This window comes from Xenorhabdus sp. SGI246 (assembly GCF_040838225.1).
Classification (GTDB): Bacteria; Pseudomonadota; Gammaproteobacteria; order Enterobacterales; family Enterobacteriaceae; genus Xenorhabdus; species Xenorhabdus indica.
On the sequence record NZ_JBFPEZ010000063.1, the window covers coordinates 35,332 to 47,224 of the forward strand.

Annotated in this window: 10 protein-coding genes; 5 read left to right on the plus strand and 5 right to left on the minus strand. The window is 36.9% G+C overall.

The features are described from left to right. Window positions 1-148: 148 nt before the first annotated feature. Window positions 149-1,126 (plus strand): GlxA family transcriptional regulator, encoded by a 978-nt coding sequence (locus tag ABLA85_RS14685; protein ID WP_367965147.1) that lies wholly within the window; start codon window positions 149-151, stop codon window positions 1,124-1,126. A 25-nt stretch (window positions 1,127-1,151) separates the two neighbouring features. On the opposite strand, the gene ABLA85_RS14690 is transcribed toward ABLA85_RS14685, so the two are convergent. Together ABLA85_RS14690 and ABLA85_RS14695 are read right to left on the minus strand one after the other, a co-directional pair. Further along, window positions 1,152-2,426, minus strand: a complete 1,275-nt coding sequence (locus ABLA85_RS14690) for a DUF1479 domain-containing protein (RefSeq protein WP_367965148.1) — start codon at window positions 2,424-2,426, stop codon at window positions 1,152-1,154. 235 nt (window positions 2,427-2,661) lie between these two features. Next, window positions 2,662-4,233 (minus strand): AbgT family transporter, encoded by a 1,572-nt coding sequence (locus ABLA85_RS14695; protein WP_367965149.1) that lies wholly within the window; start codon window positions 4,231-4,233, stop codon window positions 2,662-2,664. Between the two features lie 520 nt (window positions 4,234-4,753). Between ABLA85_RS14695 and ABLA85_RS14700 the strand changes: the two genes are divergently transcribed. Further along, window positions 4,754-5,863: an S-(hydroxymethyl)glutathione dehydrogenase/class III alcohol dehydrogenase gene (locus tag ABLA85_RS14700; RefSeq protein ID WP_367965150.1), complete on the plus strand. Its 1,110-nt coding sequence runs from the start codon at window positions 4,754-4,756 to the stop codon at window positions 5,861-5,863. Window positions 5,864-5,959: 96 nt separating this feature from the next. Beyond that, window positions 5,960-6,811 carry an S-formylglutathione hydrolase gene (gene fghA, locus ABLA85_RS14705; protein WP_367965151.1) on the plus strand — a complete coding sequence of 284 codons (852 nt, stop codon included), beginning with the start codon at window positions 5,960-5,962 and terminating at the stop codon, window positions 6,809-6,811. 196 nt (window positions 6,812-7,007) lie between these two features. On the opposite strand, the gene ABLA85_RS14710 is transcribed toward fghA, so the two are convergent. Beyond that, window positions 7,008-7,487 carry a DUF1348 family protein gene (locus ABLA85_RS14710; protein WP_367965152.1) on the minus strand — a complete coding sequence of 160 codons (480 nt, stop codon included), beginning with the start codon at window positions 7,485-7,487 and terminating at the stop codon, window positions 7,008-7,010. A 255-nt stretch (window positions 7,488-7,742) separates the two neighbouring features. On the opposite strand from ABLA85_RS14710, the gene ABLA85_RS14715 reads away from it, so the two are divergent. Beyond that, complete coding sequence (locus ABLA85_RS14715) at window positions 7,743-8,279, plus strand: TetR/AcrR family transcriptional regulator (protein WP_367965153.1); 537 nt, start codon at window positions 7,743-7,745, stop codon at window positions 8,277-8,279. A 628-nt stretch (window positions 8,280-8,907) separates the two neighbouring features. Here the strand turns inward: ABLA85_RS14715 and ABLA85_RS14720 are convergent. Continuing rightward, a complete protein-coding gene (locus tag ABLA85_RS14720; RefSeq protein ID WP_367965156.1) occupies window positions 8,908-9,765 on the minus strand; it encodes a queuosine precursor transporter in 858 nt (285 codons plus the stop codon). Further along, complete coding sequence (locus ABLA85_RS14725) at window positions 9,749-10,363, minus strand: helix-turn-helix domain-containing protein (protein ID WP_367965154.1); 615 nt, start codon at window positions 10,361-10,363, stop codon at window positions 9,749-9,751. Before ABLA85_RS14725 ends, ABLA85_RS14720 begins: the two co-directional genes overlap by 17 nt. 1,361 nt (window positions 10,364-11,724) lie before the next feature. Between ABLA85_RS14725 and ABLA85_RS14730 the strand changes: the two genes are divergently transcribed. After that, on the plus strand, window positions 11,725-11,893 hold a 169-nt coding region (locus tag ABLA85_RS14730; RefSeq protein WP_367965157.1), incomplete at its 3' end, for an IS1 family transposase.

Genomic DNA, 11,893 nt, shown 5'->3' on the forward strand with positions numbered 1-11,893 from the left:
GAATATTGTCATCTGATCTATTTTTATTGAAACTGAAATATCAAATGTTATATACCCGTTATTTTTCAGGTTACAGCTTTGTTGGCGATATCCTGAAATTCCATAGAATATAGGCATGAAGCGTATACATGATGTTTGGAGACTGAGTATGAATATAGCGTTTGTCTTATATGACAAAGCGTTACAAAGTGGGATTACGTTAGCATCGGATATGTTAAACAGCGCCAGCAGTTTAAGAAGCCACATAGAGCAGAGAAAACAGCCGCTTGTCATGTCTGTTGTAGGAGATAGGAAGAAAAACCACCAACAGATACCGCAAATTAGGTTGCATACTCACCATACATTTTCAGAGTTTGTCGATTTTGATTTAGTATTTTTGCCCCCGATGTGGGGAAATCCATATCCTGCGATGGTTGGCAGGAAAGAACTTCTTTCATGGCTGCGCAGACAAAAAGAAAACAATGCTGTCATTGTTGCGACCGGAACAGGGGTATTCTGGTTAGCGCAAGCGGGCTTACTTGATAAAAATACAGTAACAACCCATTGGGCTTTTTATGACAAATTTGCACGTCAATTTCCAACCGTGAATGTAAACCGTAAGGCAAGTATTACCTATAATGACAATATTTACTGTGTAAGAAGTATTAATTCCCAAATGGAGCTATTGGTTTACCTTATCTCTCAGTTTTTTGGGCCATCTATCGCTAAAGTTATTGAGAAACATTTTATGCATGAAGTGTCTGATTTCCAATCAGAGCCATTTTTTCAAGTGGGAGGTAGCACACAATTTGATGAAATGGTATCAATAGCCCAAAGTTATATTAAGCAGAATATAACATTGCATATTACTATTAAAGACATTGCCAGTTATGTTGGGGTATCGGAAAGTACTTTAGCCCGTAATTTCAGAGCACAAGTCGGAGTGTCTCCCCATAAATATATGCTTAATTACCGTTTATTAACAGCAAAGCAGTTATTGAAAGATAATAACCTAAATTTATTGCATGTTGCACAGTTAGTAGGATTCAGGGATCCCCACTATTTCAGTAAGTTGTTTGAACAACATTTTGAGCTGACTCCGATAGCCTACCGTAATCTGGTAAAAGCAAAAGCGTTCCATGCCTGATAATTCCATGTTTGATAATTTAAATCTATGTCTCAATATTCCGATTTCCTAACCCAAGTCCCCGTAAGCCAATTGCATTTAACTCAGCGATGGTGAAACGGTTTTTCCAATTCTTTTCATAATGTTCTGGGGCAAAGTCTGGTGGAGAAGTGCCATGTTCAAGGGCTTCAGTCACTTGACGGGCATAGGCCAGGTTTCTGTTACACAATGGTGCAGCGGGAATATACATTACATTTCCCCAACCTTGTTGATTTTCTACAGAAGCAACAGAGTGGATAAGATCACAATGCCACCAGACAGAATCGCCAGCCTGTAATGCCGGGATACTGCATAATCCACGAACAAGGTGAGGATGCCATTGCTCTGATATAGGAAGTGCTTTACCGGGAGCCACACCACATAGTTCATCTTCAGGAACATCATTCAGTAGTGGGCGTAACAGAATATAGGCTATTGCTTCAGGAACGGGCACAACATGCAGAAGCCCCTGACCAATCAACATATCAGACAGCGCAGTCCAGCCCTGAAATGTTCTAAAAACAGAACATCTCGTTGTGCTATCGAATTCATGTACATTAGGACGATAGGCAGCATCCCAGGGATCATATTCTGTAAACTGGTGAGTAAAGATTTTTCTGAACACGTTTTGATAATCTGGTTGTAACCAACGTTCCAAAGCCCCTGAATCTGTGTGCGCACCCAGACCTTTGGATGTCGTACCTGGTGGTCTGCGGCGAATACGATCGGGATAAATCATGCTGACGTCAGGATCAAACCATTTCACTCCATCCGATTCAAATTTCCATAAGTGATTCAGAAAAGATTGTACCAGCGCAATTTCTTCGCTTTGTCTGGCTTGCATCTGTGCATGAGACCAGTAAATAGGATAAATTTCCGGCCGGGATGCTTTAAGACTGCCAAAATAATTATCCTTTGGTCCCTGATAGATGCGTTCAAATTTATTGATATTGAGGTAATCAAGCATGGACTGATCCCATGCGATTGCCTGATTCTGTGGGAAATTTTGCCTGACGACCAAACAGCCACGGCGCTTAATCTTTTGTATGATTTCCTCTGTTATTCTGCCTTCTGCCATATCACGCCAATGTATTTCAGGCCAGGCGCTACCCACGTTTTTTTCATCTTCTTTGGCTGCGGTTAATTCTTTTTCTATTTTGTCACATACTTGGGAGAAGAGAGTTTCAACATCTCCGATTTGCTCACGCAGAATTTGTTTCATCTGGCGAATTCTTTTGCGGTAATCATCAGGAAAGCTGGTGGAGGTAAAAGAAGTATCCATAGTAATCTCTGCTTATGAATGGGTTTTATATTTGGACAGAAATTAATCTACCTCCGATTCATAATATATCAATAAGGTTTTAGTCAATTTGTGGAAAAATACTTCTAAATTACAAACAAAAATTATTTTTAATTGATATTATTGGAGTAATGTTTTGATTTTAAATATAAAAACCAGAAGAGAATGCTTGCTCTGTCAATATATAGGGCAAGCATTTAGCCTAACTTACAGACCATTAACCGACAGGATTATAGTAAATTGGTGAACCGGGGCCGACAGGTAAACCAAAAACAAAGACCCAAACATAGAAGAACAGTGACCAACCTGCCATAAATACCAGGGAGTAAGGCAACATCATAGAAATCATAGTACCGATACCGGCATCCTTTTTATATTTCACCGTTATTGCCAGAATCAGCCCGAAGTAGGTCATCATCGGAGTGATGATATTGGTTACAGAATCACCGATACGATAAGCTGCCTGAATAGTCTCCGGGGCATAACCCGCCAGCATCAGCATGGGGACAAATATTGGTGCAGTAACCGCCCATTGTGCAGACGCTGATCCAATCATCAAATTGATAAAAGCACAAATCAGGATAAACCCGATAAATAACAGACCGCCGTGCAGATTAATTTCATTCAGGAAACTCGCCCCTTTTACGGCAATAATTTGACCGATATTAGTCCAGCCAAAGAAAGCGACAAATTGAGAGGCAAAAAAAATAATAACCAGATATAAACCCAGATTGCTCATGGACTGTGCCATAGCATCGACTACATCGTTATTGGATTTCATTGACTTGGTGACATAACCATAGACAATACCCGGTATAGAAAAAAAGAGGAAAATAAAAACTACGATAGATTTCAGGAATGGAGAATTGCTGACTAAGCCGGTTTCCTGATTACGTAAAATACTGTTTTCTGGTACAACGCTTAGTGCCAAAATCGCACCGAGTACAGCAAACGTTATTGAGGCTGCTATAAGAGCTTTTTTTTCCAGAGCGGTTAATGCTGCGGAGTTTATTAGCGTATTTTCATCTTCATCCAGTGCACTATTTGTATATGGACCTAATTGTGGCTCAACAATTTTTTCAGTCACATAGTAACCAAGAATGGAAATCAGGAAAGTACTGGCAAACATGAAATACCAGTTAGCTTCAGCACCAACAACATAGGATGGATCAATAATTTGTGCTGCTTGTTGAGTGATCCCGGAAAGCAGAGGATCGATAGTACCCAATAATAAATTGGCTGAATAACCACCAGATACTCCGGCAAATGCTGCCGCCAGCCCTGCAAGTGGATGACGACCGAGAGAATGGAAGATTATGGCAGACAATGGAATAAGTACTACATAGCCTAATTCTGCGGCAGTATTTGACATAATACCGGCGAATACAATTGCCAATGTCGTTAATTTTCTGGGAGCCTTCATGACGACCAGACGCATTAACGCAGACAGTAACCCTGAACGCTCTGCAATGCCGACGCCAAGCAGAGCAACCAGAACTGTTCCTAATGGTGCAAAACCGGTAAAGTTTGTCACTAAGTTAGAGAGGATTTTACGAATTCCATCTGCATTAAGCAGGCTGACGATATGGATCACTCCATCTTCAGCCCGACCTTTTGCTCCTTCTGGGCGGGGGTCAATAGTTGTAATGTCAAAATATTGTCCGATTGCTGAAGAGACCAATAAAACAGCGATCAGGATCATAAAAAGAATAACAGGATGAGGTAAAGCATTTCCCAACCATTCAATTGTTCGCAGAAAGCGACTTCCGTTTTGTTTTCTAGTTAACATAGTTTCTCCTTCTGATACAGAGCAACGGAAGTTACATAATATTTTGAGTTTTTACCATATCGTAAATAATGAGATAATAGCTGGATTATGAGGCAGTTTTTTATTCTGTTTTTTATGTTTTTCTTTTTTTATCAAAAAATTGATGTTATTTATTTTAATTTTTCTATGGGAAAATCATTAAAAGTAAGAGTAATAATATATTTTAAAAATTCGTGCTATGTGGCATTTTTATGTGAATGCAAGAATCATAATTTATTATGCTGCTATTATTTTTTTACATATTATCTGTCTTATTTATTATCTGGATATTCGTGACAATATAATCACTGCCTCTGGTTATAGTCTGTATCTTCACCTGTTATTTTCTGGACTAAGTGATACCGATAACCGTTACCTTAAGTACAATCAATTGATGATCAAATCTACGATACAACTATAATGCGTGAATACGTGTTCTTTCCATGTTCGCCATATGCCGGACAATTCACATTCACTTTTTATGTCAAAAAAGAGGAATTCTATGAAATCGCGTGCTGCTGTTGCTTTTGGCCCAAACAGACCTCTCGAACTTGTTGAAATTGACGTAGCACCACCGAAAGTCGGTGAAGTAATGATAAAAATCAGTCACACAGGTGTCTGCCATACTGATGCTTTCACTCTTTCAGGAGATGACCCTGAAGGGAGATTTCCTGTTGTTCTCGGGCATGAAGGAGCTGGTGTAGTGATTGAGGTCGGTGAAGGTGTAACCAGCGTAAAGCCCGGTGATCATGTCATACCCTTATATACGGCTGAATGTGGCAAATGTGAATTTTGTCAATCCGGTAAAACTAACCTGTGTATTGCCGTTCGCGATACACAGGGAAAAGGCTTGATGCCCGACGGTACAACTCGTTTTTCTTACAATGGACAACCTGTTTATCACTACATGGGATGTTCTACATTCAGTGAATACACAGTAGTTGCTGAAGTTTCTCTGGCAAAAATCAATTCGGAAGCCAATCATGAACATGTTTGCCTGTTAGGCTGTGGCGTCACGACTGGTATCGGAGCTGTACATAATACTGCCAAAGTTCAACCGGGAGACTCTGTAGCAGTTTTCGGTCTGGGTGGAATTGGGCTTGCCGTGATCCAGGGAGCTCGTCAGGCTAAGGCCGGACGTATTATTGCTATTGATACCAATCCAGATAAGTTTGAGCTGGCCAAACAATTCGGTGCCACTGACTGCATTAACCCCAATGATCACGACAAACCGATTCAACAGGTTATTCTGGATATGACAAAATGGGGAGTTGACCACTCTTTCGAATGTATTGGTAACGTCAATGTGATGCGTGCAGCTCTCGAAAGTGCACATCGTGGTTGGGGACAATCAGTCATCATCGGTGTTGCTGGTGCCGGACAGGAAATTTCTACTCGTCCATTCCAGCTTGTTACCGGGCGGACATGGAAAGGAACGGCTTTCGGCGGAGTTAAAGGGCGTAGTCAGTTACCGGGAATGGTGGAAGATGCGATAAAAGGAAAAATTGAACTTGAACCTTTCGTAACCCATAAAATGCCATTAGAAAACATTAATGAGGCCTTCGATCTGATGCACGAAGGCAAATCTATTCGGACAGTAATTCATTATTAATTGAACAACTATTATAAAAACAGCCAGATATAAACCATATAAGATATAAACCATATAGTTGAAGAACCTGAACCTACAATTTTAGAGAGAAAAGCCATGGAAAGAATTGAACATCGTGCCTGTTTTGGCGGATGGCAGGAGGTCTATCAACATGGATCTAATTCCCTGAACTGTCAGATGAAATTTTCAATTTTTCTGCCACCTCAGATTAAAGAAAAGAAATTACCTGTATTGTACTGGCTCTCTGGCTTAACCTGTACTGAGCAGAATTTCATTACAAAAGCCGGAGTCCAACGCTACGCAACTGAACATGGTGTTGTTATTGTCGCTCCGGATACCAGCCCTCGGGGGAATAATATCGCTGATGCCCCTTCTTATGATCTCGGAAAAGGGGCAGGGTTTTATCTCAATGCGTTACAACAACCCTGGAAACCACATTACCGCATGTACGATTATGTGGTTTCAGAGTTGCCTGAATTGGTTGAAACATACTTTGCTGTCACTGGTGTGCGGGCAATCAGTGGGCACTCTATGGGTGGACATGGTGCGATGGTCATTGCGCTGAGGAATCCGCAACGTTATTGCAGTGTATCAGCGTTTTCTCCTATTGTGGCACCAAGCCAGGTTCCTTGGGGGGAAAAGGCTTTTTCCAACTATCTTGGAGAAGACAGGTCGTTCTGGAAACAGTATGACACAGTAGAATTGATCAAAAATGCAAAAGCAACAGAACAACTTTCAATTTTGATTGATCAAGGGACTGATGATGAGTTTCTGGATAACCAATTATGTACCCATTTATTGCAGGATATTTGTGATGAAACAAATTACCCTGTGACAATAAATTTTCGTCCTAATTATGACCATAGCTACTATTTTATTGCTAGTTTTATTGGCGAACATATCGCTTATCATGCAAAAGCAATGCAAGAATATGCTAAAAAGCAGTAATTTTCAAAATAAGATCCTATATCACAATCACTTTTTTACTAATTATGTGTATTAGCTCAAACTTGAGCTGCCCCCTTTCCTCTTCAATCAAGGCATGACTATGCTGTCAATCCGTTGGCAGCATATAAGTATTTTCGTGCTTAACAATGTCAATAAAAGAATGGCATGAACTTCATTGACTGTTTTTCATCTATTTTTATAGCCCTAACTCACTGAGCCCAGGATGGTTATCTGGTCGGCGTCCTAAAGGCCAATGGAACTTACGTTCACACTCATTAATAGGGATATCATTAATGCTTGCAAAACGGTTAATCATCATACCGTTTTCATCAAATTCCCAATTCTCGTTACCATATGAACGAAACCAATTTCCAGAATCATCATGCCATTCATAGGCATATCTTACAGCAATTCTGTTTCCCTCCACTGCCCATAACTCTTTAATCAAACGATAATCCTGCTCTTTTCTCCATTTTTGGATGAGTAATTCTTCTGCTTCATTCCGTCCATTCACGAACTCTGTCCTATTTCGCCATTTAGTGTCTTTGCTATATGCCAGAACAACTTTAGCTGCATCACGTGTATTCCAACTATCTTCAGCAATACGGACTTTCTGCATTGCAGTTTCATAAGTAAATGGCGGGATGGGGATTCTTTTTTCAAAGGATTCAGGCATATTTTCTCCAAAATATTTAACATCTTATGGAAAGAAATTGATAACTTTATCACTCTCTTTTACGTCATCCGCAGTAAATGGATTATTCCACTTTCAGATTGACAACCTGCAATAAAGCTCAATAGGTATGATATCATGTGTACAACCTTGTACACCCCAATAAATGTACAGATCTGTACACACAAAAACAACCTTAGATTTATCCTAAAAACTAACTTTTATAGAACTATATTGAATAACTAATAAGAAAATATTATGAGTAAAAAAGAACACATCCTGGATATTGCCGAATCACTATTTAATAAATTTGGTTACAACGCTGTTGGTGTTGATTTGATAAGAGATCAGGCGAATGTATCAAAAACCTCTATGTACCGTTATTTTGGTTCGAAAAATAAGCTGATCGAAGAAGTGCTAGTCAGGCGCCATCAGAGGTTTGAAAAAGAACTCAGTATTGTTGTGTCTTCAACTGAAGGAACTGAAAACAAGCTCAATGCCATCCTGAATTGGCATTTTTCATGGTTTGCTACAGAAGATTTTCAAGGGTGCCTGTTTATGCATGCTTTAGCTGAATTCAAAGGCCATGATGCAGCTATCGTTAAACAAGCACAACAGCACAAAACATGGTTAAAGTCACTGCTATTATCAGTTTTCTTAACAGTCTCGAAAGATACGGAATCCAAAGCAGAAGCGTTGATAACATTTATTGAGGGAATGATAGTTAGAGCTGAATTCGGTGAGGTTGCCGACCATGAAGAGTGCTATCGCACGATGGCTTACCGCTTGATTTAAGATGTGAAACTTATTCCTAAAATTGAGGTTACTCAGTCTCTTAACCAACATAGCTGGCTAAGAGACTGATTACCATATTAGAACAAAAAACGTTCTAAGATTACCCTGGTGTTGGGCGAGTCGAAACTAACTATTCAAAATAATGAAAATATTTGTCTACATAAAAGGCAGTGATGATGCACTACCCGATACTCAGACAAAATCTTAATTATAACTTATATTTTTACAGACAAATTAATACACCAGACGAACAGTAAAATCAACAAATAAAAGCTGAAATGTTGATTTTTCTACTCAATCTCGACGTCATTATGTGAGATATAAAAAATAAAACATAGTAAAAAATCTCATATCAAATTGATTTTAATAAATAAATTCAAAACCTGTTACATTGCCCCGTAAATATAAAAAAACAAACGCATCTGATAAAATTTCTTACATAAATGAGATGAATATGAAAAGAGCTATTGTATAACTGTACGGAAATTGCAGCAGCTTTCTAGTCATGATCTGGCTCCAAGCATGTACCAGCCAGCACCTATCTTCATTCACATCACAAGATGTTATACAACATAAGATAGGATTTAATCGGGGAAATAGCATGGAGAAAAACTCTCCATGCTGCTCATTAATGTACGGCTTTAACAACCCAATGATTGAATAAGTAACGCGAACCATAAGCAGGGAAAACATTAAATAGTGCAAAGAAAATTTTAATTAATATCTGAATAATCATCATTCCAATAATTTGGTTTACTGGAAGTTTTCCGTAGAACGCAACAAAACAGAAAACAAAACTATCAAGAATTGACGCGATAAAAGTACTGAAAAATACCCTTAGTGCTAAGAACCGGGAGTTTGTCATGTCTTTTAACTTACACAAGATATATGAGTTGACCAGTTCAGACACCAAGAATGACAATGAGGAAGCAAAAATCGCTGATAAGATATGATTCATCAGAGCATTGTACTGATCATTCAAACCCCAATTTGGAATAGCTGGTAAACTCGTCGATATACTCAATAATGAGACGATGATCAGGTTAGAAGCTAGCGACATATATATTGCTTTTCTTGCTAATCTGAATCCATAAAATTCACTGAGTAAGTCAATAACTAAAAAAGAGAAAGGGTAAATGAAAGTACCCGGAGTAACAATGATATTAAAATATTCGATATAAACAGGCTTGGCTGCTGCTATGTTGCTGAAAGTATAGAAAATTGTCAGCAATAAGGCGAGAAGTGAATAAACAACCCAAGACTTTTCATTTCGTTCTTCAATTTCATAAATTGAGGGGGAATCTGGAAAGCTGGAGTATATCTTTCTGTAGAGTGATTTTGTTTCGTGACTATCAAAATCATCCGCTACTTCACTCTTTTCTAGCTCCTTTACATTAATCCTTAAAACTTTTCCTGTTGATGAAATTAATACATTTGCTGTATTATCCTGACTATTAAATCCCAGTAATTTATATTTTTTTCCCATACCCAAACCGTTCTTCCATTATATCCCCAATCACTACCAAATCTTCTGAAATTTCAATATGAAACTCATTGATATGAAACTTTTTCCGTTTTTGATCGAAACATAACTTAGGATTATCGCTCTGATAATTGCCTCTTCTAACTATTAATAAATCACCAGCATTATATTTACCTGAAAAATCATTCTCAAGTAAAATGGCGACGATATTAGGGCCAAAACCAAAATAATAAGTTAGCTCTCTTCCAACAATCAGGGAACCAATTTTACTTTCAAAGAATTCAGCAGTAACACATTCAGACTGCCTAAATAATGGCACAGCGCTGGGATTCATATTACCTTCATAAGAAACAATCGCATCAATACGTTCTTTTTCTGCGATATCAATTGCCTCTATTTCACTATACGAAACACCAAAAAAGTTGGATACTTTCTGGATAGTTGAAGAATGAACACTTTGTACTCGGCCATCTAAGATATTGTAGATAGTTGTACGATTAAGCCCGGTCCGATCACAAAGTGATACTCTGCTTTCCCCTCTGGAATCAAGTAAATATTGTAGATTTTTTCTCAGGTATTCCATTTTTTGTTTTTTATACATAGCAATGCCTAGAAAGTATTTAATCGGTTCACATAATATTACATACAAAAAATATTTCTCTTTGAAGCATTACAAAAACTACCTTCATAAAAAAACATTTATTAATTCAAAAGTAAAAATCCACCTTCATAGAAAGTGGCTTTGATTTCGCCCCAGAGGGGAGTACTAAAACCCCTAAAAACAAGACCTTGCCACTTCCATTACTTTAAAATCTAAAAACCAATAAGGAAGAGCCAAAACCTGTTGTTGACCACCTCCTCAGGAGGTGGTTTTCAGTTATGAATAAAAATATACCAAAAATAATAATTTGCATTTGTTTAAAATAATAAACAATTACATAAATAAAATAAATTACAACAATATCTTATATTTTTTCATAAGAAATAATATTGCCTTTAAGAAAATAACCCTTTTGATATTTTATTTATTTTCTTATCAATCCTAGTAAATTAGCACAAATACAGCACTTAACCATAACTTATTAATATAGTTAAGTCAATTGAAAAATTAATTATACTTTTCTTCAACAACCTTAAAAAAACAACACCAGTCACTTTAACATTATTTTCATTAAAAATTAATATGTAATTCTATATTTTTAGATGTAAATTTTCTAGGATTACCTAAAAAACTCATAAAAAAAGATTTTATTCTCATATAGTACTTCATAAGAAAGATTATATACCTAACTCTTACATTTCAAAAAGATCATCAATCAATGTATCATCTTTTTTGATTGTAGCTTTGTTAGAAGTTCTTCCATAAGTTGTATTACCACTCATGCTCTAGAAAATTCACTCCCTTACTACCGCATTACATCTTGAAATCTACAGTATATATAAATAATTAGAAATTTAATTTCATAGAGTTGATGAAATTAAAAAATAACCATTATGTATTATTGGTCTAAATTTAACTATATTTTCAATATCCTATCAAATTCAAAAATTTCAAAATTTCAAATAAAAGATATTTGGTTGAGCATTTAACAAAATCCACAGCAGTAAATTATAAAAACAATAACTTCTACTCTATATTTAATAATGCCATATATAAATAATATTTTTTATTATTATACCATATTTTTTATTATATATATCAATTTTAATTTCCACCCGAAAAAGCTAAAAAAATCACATAAATTAAAATAACCTATGCGATTAATTAAAATAAATTAATACCAAATTGATATTAATAATGAATAATTACGATAAAGGATAATAAAAGAACAAATAATTATTAGTTAGTAATTAATTCAAAATAAAACACAATATTTTCTTATCATTTAGGCGACTACCTATTTAGGTCATGTATTGAATGGTTAGTTGTTGTGATATACTCCTGCCTTTTTATGGTGAAACATGGCTAAAGTTAACGTTCATTGTCGTTATTGTCACAAATCAGAAGACGTAAAAGGACATGGAAAAGGAAATGGAGGGCATTCGCGTTATCGCTGCTATGCCTGTCGTAAGGTCTTTCAGTTGGAATACACCTACCAAGCCTGTAAACCGGGCGTTAAAGAACAGATTG